This window comes from Kocuria sp. JC486, assembly GCF_011602805.1.
Taxonomy (GTDB): domain Bacteria; phylum Actinomycetota; class Actinomycetes; order Actinomycetales; family Micrococcaceae; genus Kocuria; species Kocuria soli.
In genome coordinates this window covers 1-17,402 of the sequence record NZ_JAAOZS010000008.1, presented here as the reverse complement: position 1 = coordinate 17,402, position 17,402 = coordinate 1, and the positions used below count along the sequence as shown (strand labels likewise).

Genomic DNA, 17,402 nt, shown 5'->3' with positions numbered 1-17,402 from the left:
GTCACGGCGGACGGACACTGGCAACTAGTCTAGCCGCGCGGCTGGTCGGCGCGAGATCAGACGGTGATGAGCGTTCCCAGGTTCTCGCCCAGCAGCGCCCGGGTCACGTTGCCCGGCTCCTGCATGCCGAAGACGCGCATGGTCACGTTGTTGTCGCGGCACAGGGAGAAGGCCGTCTGGTCCATGACCCGGATGTTCTGCGTCAGGGCGTCGTCGTAGGTCAGGGCGTCCAACTTCTTGGCCTGGGGGTTGGTCTTGGGGTCGTCGGTGTAGACGCCGTCCACACCGTTCTTGCCGACCAGGACCTCGTCGGCGTGCACTTCCAGGGCGCGCTGGGCGGCCACCGTGTCCGTCGAGAAGTAGGGCAGACCGGCACCGGCACCGAAGATGACCACGCGGTCCTTCTCCATGTGTCGGATGGCTCGCCGCGGGATGTATGCCTCGGCGACCTGCTCCATGGAGATCGCGGACTGGACACGGGTGTCCACGCCGCACTGTTCCAGGAAGTCCTGCAAGGCCAGGCAGTTCATGACCGTCCCGAGCATGCCCATGTAGTCGGCGCGCGAACGGTCCATGCCCGCCGTGGACAGTTCGGCACCGCGGAAGAAGTTGCCACCGCCCACGACGATCGAAGTCTCGACCTGCCCGACGGTTGCCGCGATCTGCTCGGCGATGTCTCGGACCACCGCGGTGTCCAGACCGACCTTGCCGCCGCCGAACACCTCACCCGAGAGCTTCAGGAGAATGCGACGTCGTCCGCCCTCGTGCCGGGGACCGCGGCTGGCGCGCAGGTTGTCGTCCTTGACTTCCGTGTGGGTGGTGGTCGGCATGAGTGCTCCCAACGCTTGGTTCCGGATGTGCTTCGGCCCGGGCTCACGGTGGGTACGACGTCGCGCCCGCCACCGAGCGAGTTGGACTCAGCATAACGGCAGCCCGTGGCTGACCAGCACGTGAACCGGTGTGTGCGTGGTCGCAGAACGCTCCGCCCACGAACACGCAACAGCGCCCCGCCGCCCGTGTTCGAGACACGGCAGGCGGGGCGCTGTCGGAGGCGCTGGCTGCGTCCTGGGGGGGTCAGGCGCCCACGCGGAACCGGGCGAACCCGGTTGCGGTGGCACCGGCACCGGAGAGGAACTCACCGACGGACACCTTGGAGTCCTTGGCGAAGTCCTGGTCCACCAGCACGGACTCCTTGTAGAAGCCGTTCATGCGGCCTTCGACGATCTTGGGGATGATCTTCTCCGGCTTGCCCTCGGCCTTGGCGGTCTCCTCGGCAACACGCTGCTCGTTGGCAACGGTCTCCGCGTCGACCTCCTCGCGGGAGAGGAAGGACGGGGACATGGCGGCGATGTGCACGGCCACGTCGTGAGCGGCCTCCGTGACGTTCTCACCGTCGACGGCCAGGAGAACGCCCACCTGAGCGGGGAGGTCCTTGGAGGTGCGGTGGAGGTAGAGCTCGACGCTGTTGCCCTCGACGCGTGCGATACGGCGGACGACGACCTTCTCGCCCAGCAGCGCGCCGGTCTCGGTCACGAGGTCGGAGACCTTCTTGCCGTCCACCTCGGCGGCCAGCAGGGCGTCAAGATCGGCGACGTCACCGGCCACAGCGGCATCCATGACCTTCTCGCCGAAGGCGATGAAGGGGTCGGACTTGGCGACGAAGTCGGTCTCGGAGTTGACCTCGACCAGGTAGCCCTTGCCACCCTCGACACGGCCCACGACGATGCCCTCGGCGGTGGTGCGACCCTCGCGCTTGGTCACGCCCTTGAGGCCCTTGACGCGGATGATCTCCATGGCCTTCTGCTGATCGCCGTCGGCCTCGTCGAGCGCCTTCTTGACGTCGAGCATGCCGGCGCCGGTGCGCTCGCGCAGTTCCTTGATGTCCTTGGCGGTGTAGTTCGCCATGTCAGCTCCTTGATCGTTCGGGTCCCGCCGATCAGGCGGAGGTCTCGGGAGGCATGGTGCCTGCCCGAGACGAAGAAAAGTTGAACGGAAGGGGACGTGATCTCACGTCCCGTGCCCCGAAGGCCTCCCCCGCGCCCGACAGGGGCGGGGGGAGGACCCTTCGGACCTGGATCATTCGGCGGAGGTGGCCTCGGTGGTGACCTCTGCGGCGTCAGCGGCCTGCTCGGAGGCCTCGGTGGCTTCCTCGGCCTCGACGGCCTCGGCAGTGGTCTCGTCCTTGGCAGCGGCAGCCTGCTCGGCGTTGTGCTGCTCCAGCAGCTCGCGCTCCCACTCGGCCATGGGCTCCTCGGCCGCACCTTCGGAACCGCCCTTGCCGGAACGGGCCAGCAGGCCCTCGGCCACGGCGTCGGCCACCACGCGGGTCAACAGGTTGACCGAGCGGATGGCGTCGTCGTTGCCCGGGATCGGGAAGGTGACCTCGTCCGGATCGCAGTTGGTGTCCAGGATGGCGACGACGGGGATGCCCAGCTTCTGAGCCTCGTCGATGGCCAGGTGCTCCTTCTTGGTGTCCACGATCCACACCATGGAGGGGGTGCGGTTGAGGTTGCGGATACCGCCCAGGGTGCGCTCCAGCTTCTCCTTCTCGCGGCGCAGCAGCAGCAGTTCCTTCTTGGTGTACTGCGAGCCGGCGACGTCGTCGAAGTCGATCTCTTCCAGTTCCTTCATGCGGTCGATGCGCTTGGAGACGGTCTGGAAGTTGGTCAGCATGCCACCGAGCCAACGGTGGTTGACGTAGGGCATGTTCACGCGGGTGGCCTGCTCGGCGATGGCTTCCTGAGCCTGCTTCTTGGTGCCGACGAACAGGATGGTGCCACCGTGGGCCACGGTGGACTTGACGGCCTCGAACGCGCGGTCAATGTAGGACAGCGAGTGCTGCAGGTCGATGATGTAGATGCCGTTACGCTCGGTCAGGATGAAGCGCTTCATCTTCGGGTTCCAGCGGCGGGTCTGGTGGCCGAAGTGGACGCCGCTGTCGAGCAGCTGGCGCATGGTGACGACGGACATGTCGTTCTCCTTGATGAGATGTGCTCGCGCACCCCTGGTCCGGGCGTGCGGAGCACGGTTGGCGGTTGTCGGTCGCTTCCGGTGGAAGGACCCCTGGCACGTCACGGCCACCGACCCAAGGACTCAGGGCGGTTTCCGTCCGCGACCCACAGCCGCCTGGTGGATGGTTGCGGGACCGGGGCGAACGGGTCGCCGAACCGCAGTTCACCGGATAACCGGCGAGGATGCGATGCCGACGACGACGACGTGCGCGAAGTCAGCGCTGAACGGTCCGGCGTCACACTTGAGGGCATCACGAACGGCGCAGTTCAGACACTGCGATGCTCAACGTTACTACATTCGGCGCGTATCCGGTGCCCGTCCGTGGCCGGCCGTGACCAAGATCCTCCACAGGCGGCGGGACACCGACAGGTCGGGTCCTCCCCTCCCCAGTTGCCTTGTGCCCCACTGCGGCCAAGGGCACCTCAGCCAGGCTGTCGGCATGAGAACACATCACCGCGCGACAATCGCTGCCGTGGGCGCCGTACTGCTGGTCGCATCCGGGTACCTCTCCCCCGCCACGTCGCTGCCCGCCCCGCCGCGAGTGGTGCTGAGCGCGGCCGATGAGGCCTTGCTCGCGCAGGAGCGAGGAACCTGGGAGTCGCCGACTGGTGGCGCCCCGAAGGTGGCCCGCGACTTCCAGCCACCGGCCGAGAAGTGGTTGTCCGGTCACCGCGGTGTGGATCTGAGCGTGCACCTCGACGGAAAGGTCCGCGCCCCGGAGGCGGGAACAGTGTCCCACGTGGGCAAGGTTGTGGACCGCAACACGATCACAATCGACCACGGAAACGGACTGCGCTCGAGTTTCGAGCCCGTCGACAGCAATTTGAAGCGGGGTGACCGTGTCCGAAAGGGGCAGATCATCGGAACGCTGTCCAACGGCAACCACTGCGCGCTGGACCTGCACGCGTGCGTGCACTGGGGCGTGCGGTTGGGTGACGAATACGTCAACCCGCTGCAGTTCGTGGGGGCATTCCTGCCCTCCGTGCTGCTTCCGGTTCCCGACTGAGGCTCGGCCCGATCGGGTACAGCGACAGCCGGCTTCGCAACGGCCACGAATCAGGCCAGGGACAGGAAGAGCTTCTCCAATTCCTTCTGATCCAGGGATTCGTCCGGGTCGTTCACGCACTGCTGCAGACCCGACGCGATGATCACGAATCCGGCCCGATCCAGGGCCTTCGAGACGGCGGCGAGTTGGGTCACCACGTCCTTGCAGTCCTGCCCCTCTTCGAGCATGCGCGTCACGGCGGCCAGCTGACCTTGGGCCCGCTTGAGTCGATTCACGACCGGTGTCATGGCAGATGCGTCGAGTTGCACGGCAACCTCCTGGACGGGGTGTCAGGGACGTGTGCGGTGTGGGTCACACAGAACCCGGCTACCGTTGGAACCCGACGTGGAAGAACAGGCCCTGATCCTATACCCCACGGGGTTTAATGGTGAGGGTGTGCATCATCCCGCTTCAACCGGTGTGATCTTCCTGAACCCAGACGAAGGGAACCCATGACTTCCCAGGCCATGTCCGGACCGCAGGGGTCACCAGAGACCCCGTTCCCACAGGGAAGAATCGTGCGCACCCTGTGCATCGGTCAGGTGTTCTCGGCGTTGGGGACCGGTTCCACGCTGGCACTCGGTTCGATCCTGGCCGTTGACCTCTCGGGTTCCGAGGCCTGGGCGGGCTCCGTGAACACCGCCATGACCCTGGGCACGGCCGTGACCGCCATGCCGCTGGCCGGGCTGGCCGTGGCCAGGGGACGACGATGGGCGCTGGCCGGCGGGTTGGCCGCCGCCATCCTCGGCACGACACTGATGGTCGCGGCCGTCATGACGCGGCTCTTCCCCGTACTGCTGGCGGGTGCCTTTCTGGTCGGACTGGCCTTCGCCGCCAATCTGCAGGCCCGGTTCGCCGTCACGGACATGGCACGCCCTGACCGACGTGGGCGCGACCTGTCGCTGGTGGTGTGGGCGATCACCATCGGTGCGGTGACCGGTCCCAACATGGTGGGGCCCGGTGCCGTGCTGGGTGAGGCGCTGGGGATTCCGGCCCAGGCCGGACCCTTCCTCATCTCGGCCGTCGGCATGCTGATCGGCGCCACCATCGTGTGGACGTTCCTGCGCCCGGACCCGCTGCTCGCACGGCTTGCACATTCGCCTCAGGCCGCCACGACGGCACCGCGTCGGCGCGCTACGGGGGCCTGGCTCCACGGGTGGTCGATCGTCAGGCACCATCCCAAGGCGCTCGCGGCCGTCGTCAGCGTGGTCGCGGCGCACGCCGTCATGGTCGCGGTCATGTCGATCACCCCGCTGCACATGCAGCATCACGCGGGAGCCTCGGCCGGAAGCCCTGACACGATCGCGCTGATCGGATTCACGATCTCCTTGCACATCGCAGGCATGTACGCCGCCTCGCCGATCATGGGGTGGTCGGCCGATCGTCTGGGACCCGCAAAGGTCGTGCTCCTGGGGCTGCTCACGCTGCTTGCCGCCGTCCTGCTGACGGGGTTCGGCGCAGCGAACATGACCATGGTGACCGTCGGCCTGGTGCTCCTGGGGCTCGGTTGGTCGGAGGCGACGATCGCCGGGGCCACCCTTCTGGTGAGCTCCCTCGAACCGGATCAGGCAGTCCCCGCGCAGGGCTTCTCGGACGCCACCATGTCCCTGGCCGGCGCGTTGGGCAGCGCCCTGGCCGGACCGGCAATGGGCTGGGCCGACTACTCGGGAATCAGTGCGGTGGTCGGCGTCGTCGTGGTGGCGGCCGGCATCTGGGTAGGGCGGGTGGGGCTTGAACCCACGACCAAAGGATTATGAGTCCTCTGCTCTGACCAGCTGAGCTACCGCCCCAGGCGAGCGTCGACGGCTTGGGCCGACGACGTCACAGCGGCCCCTAGCCTAACGGAGTCTCGAGCGGTTCGAGCATCGGCCAGTTGGCCAACAACCGCTCGGGATCGGCCCCTCGGTACATGCGCTCGAAGGCTTCCACCGTGGCGTCGAAACTGTGTTCCTCCACGAGCTTGTGACTCGCGAGCCCCATGTCACGACGGCGATCCTCCGGCAAATGCAGGAAGGCCAGCAGCTTGTCCGCCACCTCGGCGTCGTCGCCCGGGGTGAACAGCCAGCCGTTGACGCCCGGGTCTACGAGGTGGGGCAATGCGCGGGCATTGGCCAGGAGCACGGGACAGGACGCCGCCATGGCTTCAAGGGTCACGAGCGATTGCAGTTCGGCCGTACCCGGCTGGGAAAAAATGTCCGCACCCAGATAGGCCAGACGCAGGTCCTCGTCGGAGACGAACCCGCGGAACCGCACGCGATCCCCCAGGCCCAGCTGCTCTGCCAGGCCCGCCAGTTTCTCGAACTCACCGCCCTGACCGACCACCTCCAGCACCGCGTCCGTGTCGTCCTTGATCCGGGACAACGCCTTGATCAGGACGTCCACGTGCTTCTCCGGATCGAGTCGCCCGACGAACAGGATGGTGGGACGATCCGAATGCGGCGGAGCCTCTCCCTCCCGCAGTTCGTAGTTCTCAGCCTGGATCCCGTTGGAGAGGGCGTACACGGGGAAGTCGAACCCGTGGCGTTTCATGGACTCCACGGCCAGGGGCGTGGGTGCGGTGACGACGTCGCAGTTCCGGAAAACGCCTGCCATGTCCCGCCAGGAGATGCGACGGTACATCCGCCGGATGAGCGAGGGCAGCGGCAGGTACTGCTCGATGTTCTCCGGGATGAAGTGGTTGGTCCCGATCAGGCGGATGCCGCGCTTCCGGGCCTCCGTGGCCATGAAGCGGCCCAGGATGTAGTGGCATTCGACGTGAACGACGTCCGGCTGCACCTCGTCCAGCAGACGATTGACCTCACCGCGAATCTCCCAGGGGAAGCAGAAGTTGAAGGTCGTGTAGGTGAAGGCCGTGTGCGAGCGGAACCGGTGTTCCGTCACGTGGCCGTCCATGCGGCGGATCGAGTGGCCGCGACCCGGCCGCGGCGCGGCCACGTGCACCCGATGCCCGCGCCCGGCCATCGCCTGCGCAAGGCGGCGGGAGAACTGTGAGGACCCGTTGACGTCCGGAGGGTAGGTCTCGGCGACCACCAGGACCGTCAGCGCGCCACCGTCGGGAACGGGTCGGTCGTCCACATCGACCGGGGGGAGCATGTAGTCGTCGTGGATCTCACCTCTGGGATCCGAATCTGTTTCGACACCGTGGCCATGCTGATGGTCATGACGTGACACAGGTTTCAATCCTCCGAGGGCTGCTGGGGTACGGGTCTGCGCGACCCGGGCACGATGCCGAGTTCTCCGGTGCGGGGGGCCCTAGCAGCCGCGAGCGCCGCCAGGACTTCCGGGTGGTACCTCGACAATAACCGGACTCCGGTGATGGACACGGCACCGCAGGCCGCCAGGGTGATTCCCGCGACCCAGCCGAAGTCGGTGGCGGCTTCACCGAGGACTGTGAGCCCGACGAGCACCCCCACCATGGGATCCACGACGGTCAGTCCGGCCATGACCAGTTCGGGTGGGCCCGACGCGTAGGCACTCTGGACCAGCCATCCGCCGAGGACGGCGGCCACGAGCAGGCCGAGAACGTTGATCAGATCCACGTTCTGCCACCACGATCCCGCACCCGCATGCAACTGGACGGTCACGACTTTCACTTCAACCGCGACGAATCCGTACAGGGTGCCGGCCGCGAACAGGTAGAAGAGGCTGAGCTGATGGTCCTTGAGGACCAGCAGGCCGATGCTCACGACGGCGACCACCGCCGCGAGCAGGTAGGTGACGACATCGGTTGCCCGCTCCGTGATGGTCAGCGCCGGATTCGTGTATCGGACCGCGGCCAGGACGAAGAGGGTTCCACCCCCGATGCACAGCGCGATGGCCAGCCAGGTGTGGGTGTTGATGGGGATCCTCACGTGCCGGGAATGCAGGATCGTGGTGATCACCAGGCCGAGCACTCCGATTGGCTGCACCACGGTCACGGGAGCCAGGCTCAAGGCCAGAACGTTGCACACGGTTCCGGCTCCCAGCAGCGCCAGGCCCGCCATCCATCGCGGCGAGCGCAGGACCCTGCTGAACTCTCGCAGGGAGAGACGACCTTCGCTCTTGCTGACCACGGCCAAGGACTGGAGGTGCGTACCGCAGGCCAGGCCAACCGCAGACAGCACGGCCAGGCCGACGGCAATCCAGAGCATGCGGTCTACTCCCAGGGTCTGTATGACGTGAAGAGTCCGGTGCCTCACACAACGGCACACGTCGCGCAACCGGTCATGGCGGCACCTGCGGACATACCTCTCCGCCAAGGGAGACGGATCGGCCCACCAGTCGCCATGCTAGGGGACAAGCCTGAAAATTTTCGGAGGCAAGCAGAACCCCCGGGCCGCTGCAGCGGGTCCCGGGGGTTCTGGGGTGTTGCGCTGGGTCAGCGCGAACGGCGGATCAGCTTGACCAGGAAGACCAGGAAGGCCGTTCCGGCCGCCGCGGCGACGGCGATCGGGCCCATGCGTTCGCCGGCCTGGGATGCGGCAGAAGCCTTGAGGTTCGCGTTGGACACGGTGTTGCGGGTCCGGTCCACGAACCCGAGTGCCGAGTTCTGCACCGTGTTCTTGCGGTTCTCGGCGTCGTCGCGCAGCTCCTTGAGCTTGTCGCGGCGAACACTGAGGCGCTGACGCAACTGAGCTTCCGTGGGAGCCGGAGGCTGGTGGGCGGACTGCGCCTTCTTCTCGCTCTTCTCCTGGGCCTTGCGTTCCTTGGCCTCAGCTTCTTCGCGGCGGACACGAGCCTCCGTGTAGGCGGAGCCTTCCTTGACGACGCCGAGGTCGTACTTGAGACCGCGCACGGCGCGGATCGGGTTCAACGGCATGGCCCGCTTGATGAGCATGGCGCCGACGGCCGCCAGGATGATCAGGATCAGCAGGAAGAACGCCGCAACGATCAGGGCCGCCAACCAGAACGGCATGACCTGGGCCAGCCCCGCCACGGCCGCCACCACGAGTGCGATGGTGGCCAACAGCAGGAACACCAGGCCGACGACGATCAGGGCCACGCCCTTGCCGGCCTTGACGCCCTTGTCCTTGAGTTCGAGCTTGGCCAGGGCGACTTCGTCCTGAAGCTGACGCGGAACCAGCTTGGAGAAGACCTTGACGACGTCGGGCAGGGAGGCCGCGCCTGCCTGGGACGTACGGTTCGCGGCCACGCTCGACGAGCGGTCGGCCCGAGTGGACCCACCGGTCGTTGCGCGATCCGCGTGCGAATCAACGGGCGTGGACATTCCTACCTCCGTGAGCGTATTCGATAAGCAGCAACCTGATGGTCGCCTTCGATTCTGGCACCAAAGTATCACCGGGCTGATCAAAACGCCGCGTCGCACCGTGTGTTCCGGCGCAACACAACAGGTCCTACAAGAAGGACCGCAGACGCCACTGCGGGGTCTTGCCACACTTCTCAGGCGCTGAGAACCTCTGGGCGATTTCCGCCCAAGTCAGACCCGGCCTTGATTCTTCCGTGACAAATCCTTTACCGTTGCACCGTTATGGAACCGTGATTGTCCCTCCCCCATTCCGGTTCCCACGCTTCCCCACGGATCCTGTTCCGTTCACTTTGTGCTGCCTGTGGCCCTCTCTCCCCGGCCCGGGCCTGAGTTGTGCGCGGACTCCAGATGGTCCATTGACACCTGTCTCCCATCAGGAAGCAAACACGGATGAAGAACCCCCGTTTTCTCAGCGCTGCAATGACCGTGGCGGTCGGCGGCGGCGCCCTCGCCGCTGTTGGCGCCACTCCCGCGCAGGCCGCACCCGAGTCCGACTGGGACGCACTGGCTCAGTGCGAGTCCAGCGGCGACTGGTCCATCAACACCGGCAACGGATTCTTCGGCGGCCTCCAATTCACCCAGTCCACGTGGCAGGCCTTTGGCGGCACCGGTATGCCGCAGGACGCCACCCGCGAACAGCAGATCGCCGTGGCCGAAAACGTTCTGGCCGAGCAGGGATGGGGCGCCTGGCCCGCCTGCTCCTCCGCCCTCGGCCTGAACAGCGCCGCCGAACCCGTCGCCAACCCGATGGGCGCAACCGCTCTCCAGACCGCCGTCGAGACCCAGTCCAACGACTCCACGGACGCGCCCTGGTCGGGTTCTGCCGCCGATCAGGGCCAGGCCGAGACCGCCACCCAGACCACCCCGGCCGACCCGGCCCCGCGGGCCACCGGCCCCAAGGAGATTTCGGACATCGAGGGGCACTATGCCCAGGCCGACATCGAATGGGCCGAGGACGAAGGCGTGGTTCACGCGTTCACCGACGGCACCTTCCGCCCGGACGCGAACCTCAAGCGCCGCGACTTCGCACTGATGCTCTACCGCATGGCCGGCGAGCCCGCCACGGACACCTCCGTAGCCACCACGCGCTACTCGGATGTCCCCGCGGACAGCGTCTACATCAAGGCGATCTCCTGGGCCACCGAGGCAGGCCTCTTCAAGGGCTGGGACGACGGCACCTTCCGACCCGACGCCGCTGTGGACGCCTCGGCAGTGGGCATCGTCCTGCACCGCAGCGCCGGTTCCCCCGCCCACGAAGCTCCTGCGACCTCCCCCTACACCGACGCACCGGCGTCGATGCCCGGATACACGGAGCTGGACTACCTGGTCCAGAGCGGAGTGCTGTCCTCCAACGGCGGTGCCCTGGGGCTGTCCGGCGGAATCACCCGCGGTGACATGACCTCCGCCCTGCACGCTGCCTCCAACGGCGGCGTGGTGGCCAACTTCAGCACCGAGAACACGGAGACCACCACGGTCGAGGCCCCCACCGAGGCCGAAGCCGCGACCGAGGCGGCCGTCGAGCCCGCCGCCGTCCCGGCGGCCGAGACCACGACCGAAACCGCAGCCGAGCCCGCCGCCGAGCCGGCGATCCAGACCTCCGAGCAGGCCCAGCAGCAGGCTGCTGCGGCCGGCGGCACCGGGACCTCCGTGGACGTGCAAACCGTGGTCGACGGCGGAGGCACCGCCTCCGGCGACGCCATCGTGTCGACCGCGCTGCAGGGTCTGGGTGGCAGCTACGTCTGGGGCGGCACCGACTTCATGAGCTGGGACTGCTCCGGCTTCACCCAGTGGGTCTACGCCCAGCACGGCATCCAGATCCCTCGCGTCACCTGGGACCAGTTCGCTGCGGCCACGCCGACGAGCAACCCTCAGCCGGGTGACCTGGTGTCCCAGAACAACGGGTCGCACGTGGGCATCTACCTGGGCGACGGCCAGATGATCTCGGCGCTGAACCCCCAGCAGGGCACGATCATCCACTCCGTGGACGCCATGCAGGTGGACGGGTTCTACACCTACCTCTGAGCGCCTACCTCTGAGGGTCCCTGCGGCCGGTGATCCGGTCCGCTGAGACACATCTTCATCCCCGGAAGCCCCGGCGCGTCACCGTGCGCGTCGGGGCTCTGGTATGACTGACCCAGATTCACAGTCCAACGGTTCGAGGAGTCCCGTGTTCGATTCACTGTTCCACCGCCGCAACCACACCACTCAGGCGATGCCAGCACAGCAGGATCAACCGCACGTCGTGGTGATCGGCGGCGGATTCGCCGGGGCCAATGCCGTCCTGGAACTCGCTGATGCGCCCGTGCGGGTGACCCTGATCGACCGCAACGTCTTCAAGACCTTCCAACCGTTGCTCTACCAGGTGGCCACCGCGGGTCTGAACCCGGGTGACGTCACGATGTTCCTGCGTGGGCTGACCGCCAAGGCACCCAACATGCGTTTCCGTCAGGGCCTGGTCCTGGGACTGGATCCGCAGCGCAAGATCGTGCGGGTGGACGACGGCGGTGACTCCCCCACGGAGATCTCCTACGATCACCTGATCCTGGCCAACGGGCTGACCACCAATTACTTCGGCACGGAGGGCGCCGAGGAGCATTCGATGCCGATGTACACGCGGCACGATGCCACGGCCATCCGGGACCGTATCTTCGCCGAACTCGAACGCACCAGCCGCGCCGGGGACTTCGATCCGCTGCACATCTCCGTGGTGGGAGGCGGGGCCAGCGGCGTGGAGATCGCCGGTGCCCTGGCCGATTTCCGTAGGGACGGACTGGGCCTGCTCTACCCGGAGATGGACCAGGCCGTGCTGCAGGTACGCATCATCCAGCGCGGCAAGGAGATCCTGAAGGCCTTCCCCGCCGAACTGCGCACCTACGCCGCCAAGGAGCTCCAGGACCGCGGCGTGACCCTGGAGCTGGGACACGGGGTGACCCGTGTGGGCTACGACCACGTGGAGCTCGACGACGGGTCGATCCGCGAGTCGGACATCACCATCTGGGCGGCCGGTGTCACCACGGACAGCGCCGTTCCGGAGTGGGGGCTGCCTCTCCGCGAATCCGGGCGGATTGCGGTGGACGACACCCTGCAGGTCGAGGGCCTGCCCGGTGTGTACGCCGCCGGGGACATCGCCGGTCAGGCCGAGGAGCTGGAACAGCTGGCCCAGCCCGCCATCCAGACCGGACGCCACGCGGCCGCCATGATTCGCGCGGAGCTCGCCGGCGAGCAACGTCGGCCCTTCCACTACAAGAACCTCGGCTCGGCGGCGACCATCGGGCGCCGCGCCGCCATCATGGTCATGCCAGGCGGACAGGCCTTGACCGGCACGAGTGGCTGGCTGGCCTGGCTCGGCGTGCACATCATGAAGCTCATGGGGGGGCGCAACCAGCGCGCAGTCGCGATCAACCTCATGTCGCTCTACGCGGGCTTCGGCAAGCACAGGCACCCGAACCCCGCCACGGGCGACGTCGATTCGCTGGCCGCGGCCCGCACGTTCGGGGACTCCGCCGATCGACGGAAGTTCGGACCGGGTCACGCGGGCTGAACCCGTCGGGTTCCTAAGCCCGGGCGCAAAGGGACATGATGGGGGTCCGGGCGACGACGCCCGCGACCCCCGAACGTTCCAGGAGTAGACGATGACGACCACCCAGGAAACACCCCGCGCCACGCAGTCCACCTTCGCCGGACAGCCGGTGGACACGCAGTTCATCGCAGGTCAGTGGCGGGAGGGTCGCTCCGAGAAGGTCCTCGAGGACACCAACCCCTTCGACGACTCCCCCGTGACGACGATCCGGCAAGCCTCTGTCGAGGACCTGGACGAGGCGTACCGGGCTGCCGAAAAGGCTCAAGAGGAATGGGCCGCGGCCGCCCCGAACGACCGGGCCGCCGTGCTGCGCAAGGCCGCCGACATCCTAGAGGACCGCCGACAGGAGATCGTCGACTGGATCGTCAAAGAGTCCGGCTCGACCAGGATCAAGGCCAACGTGGAGGTCTCCCTGGCCATCGGGATCACCCGAGAAGCCACGTCCTTCCCCACCCGAATGCACGGCACCATCCACCCGTCCAATACCCCGAACCGGGAGATGCGGGTCTACAAGAAGCCCGTGGGCGTGGTGGGCGTGATCAGCCCGTGGAACTTCCCGCTGCACCTCTCCCAGCGTTCCGTCGCACCGGCACTTGCCCTCGGCAACGCGGTCGTGATCAAGCCCGCCTCCTCCACCCCGGTCACGGGTGGGCTCATGGTTGCGCGCATCTTCGAAGAAGCCGGGCTGCCCGCGGGGGTCCTGTCCGTCGTCGTCGGTGCCGGGTCGGAGATCGGTGACGACTTCGTCTCGCATCCGGTGCCGCGCCTGATCTCCTTCACCGGCTCCACCCCCGTGGGTCAGAACGTGGGGACGGTGGCCACCAGTGGTGCGCACCTCAAGAAGGTCTCGTTGGAGCTCGGTGGCAATGCGCCGTTCGTGGTGCTCGACGACGCCGATCTGGACACCGCGGTCGAACAGGCCGTGTCCGGCACGTTCCTGCACTCGGGACAGATCTGCATGTCCGTCAACCGGATCATCGTGCAGGCCCCGCGCTACGACGAGTTCGTGGAGAAGTTCACCGCAGCCGCCCGGTCCCTGCCCGTGGGCGATCCGACCAAGGAGGACACACTGGTGGGACCCGTGGTCAACGACGAACAGCTCGATTCACTGCGCGGAAAGATCGACGGTGCCAAGGCCGCCGGTGCCACCATCGCCGTGGGTGGCGACATCGAGGGCCGTGTGGTTCCCCCGCACGTGTTCACCGACGTGACCCCGGACATGGAGATCGTCCGCGAAGAAATCTTCGGCCCCATGGTCTCGATCCTGCGCGCCGAGGACGAGGACCATGCCCTCGAGCTGGCCAATGACCACGCCTTCGGACTCTCCTCCGCCGTGTTCACCCAGGACCTGGATCGCGGCGTGCGCTTCGCGCACCGGGTCAAAGCGGGTATGACGTTCGTCAACGAGATGACCGTCCAGGACGAGGCGCACGTGGCTTTCGGCGGCGAGCGCAACTCCGGTCTGGGCCGCTTCAACGGCGAGTGGATCATCGAGGAGTTCACCACCGATCACACGATCGGCGTCAAGCGCCTCTGATCGCAGCCCCCTGGTTTCAGTCCTGCGCCACTCCGGTGCCCAGTACGTTGCCGTCCTTGTCCAGGGCTTCGACGGCGACGTACTGGGCATCGTCTGTGACGGGCAGTTCCGTCTCGAAGCCCTTGCGGTCCACGGGCTCCTGGGCCGTGGCGTCCTGTTCGCTGCTGCCCGTCACCAAGCGCCACTGCTCGACCTCGGTGGCCCCGTTCCAGGACACGTGGGCCGTACGCTGACCGTCCTCGTCCTGGAGCTTGACGTCGGGGTCCGTGGCGGGCGTGCCGTCCCACTGTTGCTCGTAGGCGCGATAACTGCCGTTGCCGCCGTGCGTGGCGTCGGCGACCAGTTCGCCGTCGTCGGTGTATTCCGAGAAGAACGGCCGGGTCCCCCACCCCACCAGCAGGTTGCCGTTGTCCAGGTGCTGCATGTTGCCCATGGCACCCGCGGGCCGGTCCTCCGGGGGCGCGTATTCGGTGACGACCTCCGCGGTCATGGCTTCCTCGTCCAGCTCCAACCGCAGACCTCGGGAGGAATCGCCGTCGCCGGTGTCGTTGTGGTTGTCGAACAGCGTGAGCGTCCCGTCCTCCGCCCGCTGGGCGTCGTGCTGCCATTGGAACTCGGCGCCGTCTCCCATCTCGAAATCGCTCGACGAGCCGCCCAAGGTCCAGTCCACCTCGCCCGTCTCGCGGTCGAGCCGGTACACGGCGTGGGTGTTGCGGGCGGAGACCAGGAGGGAACCGTCGTCGTCCTCCCTGACCGAGTTGATGTGGAAGTAATCGAACGGCAGCTCTTCCGTTCCGGTCTTCTCCTTCTCGGACTTGGCCTTGGCGAAGTCCTTCTCGGTGTCCGTGAGCGGGACGTGGTCCATGGCGCTCCACTCGAAGAGGACTTCACCCGTGGCGATGTCGACCTCCTGGATGACTCCGTCCATGGCCCAGCCGTCCTTCGGCCCGCCGACCTTGCTGAGATCGACGCGAGTGGGCACGTAGGCCATGAGCAGCATGGTGCCCCGGTCAGTGATCGTGGAGTCGTGGAAGTCGGCCTTGCCCGCCCCCAGAGATCCGCCCGTGGTGACCTGGGTGATCTCCTGGTAGTTCTGGTCCAGGACGTGGAAACTTCCGGCACCGTACCCGGGGCCGCTGGAGCCCAGGTAGTACGTCAGAACGGGCTCACCCTGGTACTGCTGCACACGCAGGTCGAAGTAGTTGCCGTTCGGGTCCTCCTTGTCGGAGGCGAGCATCCACACCGGTTCACCGGTGGCGTCCAGGATCATGGCCCCGGTCGTGGGTTTGTTTCCGTCGAAGCCGGGGGTCACGAACGTGAGGTCGTCGGTGGTGGCATGTTCGTCGGACCAGGCCTCGCCCTTGTCGACCGTGACCTCCGGCGGGGTCAGGTCAGGCCGGCTCACGAAGCTCTCGGGTGTTTCCTGCTGGGCGGTCTCGCTCGGGGACGCCCCTTCGGCAGCCGTCGCCGTCGAGCTCTGGTCAGCACCCGACTCCGACGGCGAGCCGCCGCAGGCCGTCGCGGTCAGGACCACCGACGCCGACACCACCGCCCCCATGGTCAGCCGAAACAGTCGCCTGTGGGGTGTGTCGATGTGCAGCATGCGAATGAATTCACCAGATTCGCTGCGCAAATGCAAAACGTGTGACACCGGCACACGGAGAAGCCCCGCGACGACCAGGTCATCGCGGGGCTTCCGGGTGGCTCCCCCGACTGGGCTCGAACCAGTGACACTTCGATTAACAGAGGACTGGGACTGTGCTATCTCAGAACTGCTCGTGCGTCCTGGTGCGGATCACACTCTGTCCCGTGGCACTTCGTGGTACCTCGTGTCGTGGTGTGTTCTGCCGATTGTGACCGCCGCTGTGCGCGATCACGGCCGGTCAGAGCGGAGGATCAGGAGAGGGACGACCGATCCACATCGAGTGCTGTGGAGCCACGTTCAGCCGTCTAGCTGTGATGTCCAGCCAGACTGCGGGGCGCTCTCGTTCACTGGCATGGAGCCAATCTGCCACGTCGCCATGTGGCAGAGATCCAGTTGGAATACGGCCAGGCTTAGCACCGTGGCACCCTGGGCTCCCTAGACTTCCAAGGCATGACGGCAACCGATCGGCCTGACGATCCTCAAACCTCCGGGTGGCGCCCTGCGGAGACACCTCCCCGCCGATGGGGTCCACTGAGACCCTGGCAATGGGGCCTGACTGTGCTGGCTGCACCGGTGGCCGTTCTCTCGGTCGGCGGGCTGCTTGCCCTGGGTCTCTCACTACTTAACTGGGCCGGGAATCTCGCCAGCGACCGGCTCCCCCAGGCCGGGATACTCCACGACGAGACAATCGCACCTGACGTGTGGGTCGCCCTGTACGGCTCCGTTGTCGCTGCCGCTATCGGTGGCGCTTCCGCTGTCCTGGTACTTCAACTCTCACGACGCATAGATCGTAAACATGCGCTATCGCAGGAGCGTATCCGGCTGACGACAGAACTCGGTGACTTCATGAGGGAAGTCGCCGCCGTACCAGCAGAACAGTCGACTTTCGACTACATGCTGCACGTCGATTCGGTGGTCCGCGAGGACTACGGCCCCAGGATCACCCGGCTCTGGACCAGAGACGATGAGAACTCTGAACTTATGAAGGCACTTGGCTCGGCCATCATGACGCTCTACGTGTCGTCCAGGGAATCTGAGCACTACGAGGTCCGACGTTACCTATCGCTGGTCCTTGCCCCCGCAATCTCAAGCGCCTGCTATGACCTGGCTGCTCACGAACACATCAAGGAATTCCGCATCGAGGCAAAGGTCGACTTCAACCGCCGGATCAGGGACCTCCGTCAAGCTGAGAGGAAGCGAGTGCAGCGTCTCGAGTCAACGGGCCTCGAATGGAAGCTCGGCACGAAGCCTCCTGAGACGGCCTAGCTGTACTTCCCCGTGACGTTGTGAACGCGTTGTGAGGGTGTTTGGCCGCCGATGCCGGTGTGGGGTCTGTGG

Annotated in this window: 14 protein-coding genes, 1 tRNA gene and 4 pseudogenes; 9 read left to right on the top strand and 10 right to left on the bottom strand. The window is 66.6% G+C overall.

The genetic code is table 11. The features are described 5' to 3' along the window. Nucleotides 1-56: 56 nt before the first annotated feature. From pyrH to rpsB, 3 genes are all read right to left on the bottom strand, one after another. Nucleotides 57-830 (bottom strand): UMP kinase, encoded by a 774-nt coding sequence (pyrH, locus tag GWK18_RS05860; RefSeq protein ID WP_123825607.1) that lies wholly within the window; start codon nucleotides 828-830, stop codon nucleotides 57-59. A gap of 244 nt (nucleotides 831-1,074) precedes the next feature. Then, on the bottom strand, nucleotides 1,075-1,905 hold the full coding sequence (gene tsf / locus GWK18_RS05855) for a translation elongation factor Ts (RefSeq protein ID WP_166833818.1): 831 nt from the start codon (nucleotides 1,903-1,905) through the stop codon (nucleotides 1,075-1,077). Between the two features lie 171 nt (nucleotides 1,906-2,076). Next, nucleotides 2,077-2,970: a 30S ribosomal protein S2 gene (rpsB, locus tag GWK18_RS05850; RefSeq protein ID WP_166833816.1), complete on the bottom strand. Its 894-nt coding sequence runs from the start codon at nucleotides 2,968-2,970 to the stop codon at nucleotides 2,077-2,079. A gap of 481 nt (nucleotides 2,971-3,451) precedes the next feature. Between rpsB and GWK18_RS05845 the strand changes: the two genes are divergently transcribed. Next, entirely contained in the window at nucleotides 3,452-4,018 is a 567-nt protein-coding gene (locus GWK18_RS05845; protein WP_166833814.1) for a M23 family metallopeptidase, read from the top strand. A gap of 50 nt (nucleotides 4,019-4,068) precedes the next feature. Here GWK18_RS05845 and GWK18_RS05840 read toward each other — a convergent pair whose 3' ends face one another. Then, complete coding sequence (locus tag GWK18_RS05840) at nucleotides 4,069-4,326, bottom strand: metal-sensitive transcriptional regulator (protein WP_123825600.1); 258 nt, start codon at nucleotides 4,324-4,326, stop codon at nucleotides 4,069-4,071. Nucleotides 4,327-4,509: 183 nt separating this feature from the next. Between GWK18_RS05840 and GWK18_RS13425 the strand changes: the two are divergent. Next, nucleotides 4,510-5,280: pseudogene (locus GWK18_RS13425) on the top strand (MFS transporter); the annotation flags it as partial. 44 nt (nucleotides 5,281-5,324) lie between these two features. Here the strand turns inward: GWK18_RS13425 and GWK18_RS13420 are convergent. After that, nucleotides 5,325-5,480 carry a hypothetical protein gene (locus tag GWK18_RS13420; protein WP_233568818.1) on the bottom strand — a complete coding sequence of 52 codons (156 nt, stop codon included), beginning with the start codon at nucleotides 5,478-5,480 and terminating at the stop codon, nucleotides 5,325-5,327. On the opposite strand from GWK18_RS13420, the gene GWK18_RS13415 reads away from it, so the two are divergent. Next, nucleotides 5,419-5,814, top strand: coding sequence for an MFS transporter (locus tag GWK18_RS13415; RefSeq protein WP_348535855.1), 396 nt, complete (start codon nucleotides 5,419-5,421; stop codon nucleotides 5,812-5,814). The genes GWK18_RS13420 and GWK18_RS13415 overlap by 62 nt on opposite strands. Here GWK18_RS13415 and GWK18_RS05830 read toward each other — a convergent pair. From GWK18_RS05830 to GWK18_RS05815, 4 genes are all read right to left on the bottom strand, one after another. Beyond that, a tRNA-Ile gene (locus tag GWK18_RS05830) sits at nucleotides 5,774-5,847 on the bottom strand. The two genes, GWK18_RS13415 and GWK18_RS05830, sit on opposite strands and share 41 nt — an antisense overlap. A gap of 43 nt (nucleotides 5,848-5,890) precedes the next feature. After that, a complete protein-coding gene (locus GWK18_RS05825) occupies nucleotides 5,891-7,150 on the bottom strand; it encodes a glycosyltransferase (protein ID WP_166833934.1) in 1,260 nt (419 codons plus the stop codon). A gap of 83 nt (nucleotides 7,151-7,233) precedes the next feature. Further along, complete coding sequence (locus GWK18_RS05820) at nucleotides 7,234-8,187, bottom strand: DMT family transporter (RefSeq protein ID WP_166833812.1); 954 nt, start codon at nucleotides 8,185-8,187, stop codon at nucleotides 7,234-7,236. Nucleotides 8,188-8,414: 227 nt separating this feature from the next. Beyond that, the gene (locus GWK18_RS05815) at nucleotides 8,415-9,263 is read right to left on the bottom strand and encodes a phage holin family protein (RefSeq protein ID WP_166833810.1); all 849 of its coding nucleotides are present in this window, start codon (nucleotides 9,261-9,263) and stop codon (nucleotides 8,415-8,417) included. Nucleotides 9,264-9,692: 429 nt separating this feature from the next. On the opposite strand from GWK18_RS05815, the pseudogene GWK18_RS05810 reads away from it, so the two are divergent. From GWK18_RS05810 to GWK18_RS05785, 5 genes and pseudogenes are all read left to right on the top strand, one after another. Beyond that, nucleotides 9,693-10,022 (top strand): annotated as a pseudogene (locus GWK18_RS05810) (transglycosylase family protein); the annotation flags it as partial. Nucleotides 10,023-10,049: 27 nt separating this feature from the next. Beyond that, nucleotides 10,050-10,490: pseudogene (locus GWK18_RS12885) on the top strand (S-layer homology domain-containing protein); the annotation flags it as partial. A 513-nt stretch (nucleotides 10,491-11,003) separates the two neighbouring features. Next, a pseudogene (locus GWK18_RS05795) lies at nucleotides 11,004-11,324 on the top strand (NlpC/P60 family protein); the annotation flags it as partial. 145 nt (nucleotides 11,325-11,469) lie between these two features. Beyond that, a complete protein-coding gene (locus GWK18_RS05790; protein ID WP_348535849.1) occupies nucleotides 11,470-12,843 on the top strand; it encodes an NAD(P)/FAD-dependent oxidoreductase in 1,374 nt (457 codons plus the stop codon). 91 nt (nucleotides 12,844-12,934) lie between these two features. Continuing rightward, nucleotides 12,935-14,419: an aldehyde dehydrogenase family protein gene (locus GWK18_RS05785; RefSeq protein WP_166833808.1), complete on the top strand. Its 1,485-nt coding sequence runs from the start codon at nucleotides 12,935-12,937 to the stop codon at nucleotides 14,417-14,419. Between the two features lie 16 nt (nucleotides 14,420-14,435). On the opposite strand, the gene GWK18_RS05780 is transcribed toward GWK18_RS05785, so the two are convergent. After that, complete coding sequence (locus GWK18_RS05780; protein ID WP_166833806.1) at nucleotides 14,436-16,022, bottom strand: arylsulfotransferase family protein; 1,587 nt, start codon at nucleotides 16,020-16,022, stop codon at nucleotides 14,436-14,438. Between the two features lie 615 nt (nucleotides 16,023-16,637). Between GWK18_RS05780 and GWK18_RS05775 the strand changes: the two genes are divergently transcribed. Further along, nucleotides 16,638-17,330 (top strand): hypothetical protein, encoded by a 693-nt coding sequence (locus tag GWK18_RS05775; RefSeq protein ID WP_123825590.1) that lies wholly within the window; start codon nucleotides 16,638-16,640, stop codon nucleotides 17,328-17,330. Nucleotides 17,331-17,402 lie beyond the last annotated feature (72 nt).

Excerpts from the sequence above, each read along its gene's own strand:
- GWK18_RS05825 (WP_166833934.1), bottom strand. The coding sequence starts at position 7,150 with ATGCTCCCCCCGGTCGATGTGGACGACCGACCCGTTCCCGACGGTGGC.
- pyrH (WP_123825607.1), bottom strand. The coding sequence starts at position 830 with ATGCCGACCACCACCCACACGGAAGTCAAGGACGACAACCTGCGCGCC.
- GWK18_RS05820 (WP_166833812.1), bottom strand. The coding sequence starts at position 8,187 with ATGCTCTGGATTGCCGTCGGCCTGGCCGTGCTGTCTGCGGTTGGCCTG.
- GWK18_RS05780 (WP_166833806.1), bottom strand. The coding sequence starts at position 16,022 with ATGCTGCACATCGACACACCCCACAGGCGACTGTTTCGGCTGACCATG.
- GWK18_RS05845 (WP_166833814.1), top strand. The coding sequence starts at position 3,452 with ATGAGAACACATCACCGCGCGACAATCGCTGCCGTGGGCGCCGTACTG.
- GWK18_RS05815 (WP_166833810.1), bottom strand. The coding sequence starts at position 9,263 with ATGTCCACGCCCGTTGATTCGCACGCGGATCGCGCAACGACCGGTGGG.
- rpsB (WP_166833816.1), bottom strand. The coding sequence starts at position 2,970 with ATGTCCGTCGTCACCATGCGCCAGCTGCTCGACAGCGGCGTCCACTTC.
- tsf (WP_166833818.1), bottom strand. The coding sequence starts at position 1,905 with ATGGCGAACTACACCGCCAAGGACATCAAGGAACTGCGCGAGCGCACC.
- GWK18_RS05785 (WP_166833808.1), top strand. The coding sequence starts at position 12,935 with ATGACGACCACCCAGGAAACACCCCGCGCCACGCAGTCCACCTTCGCC.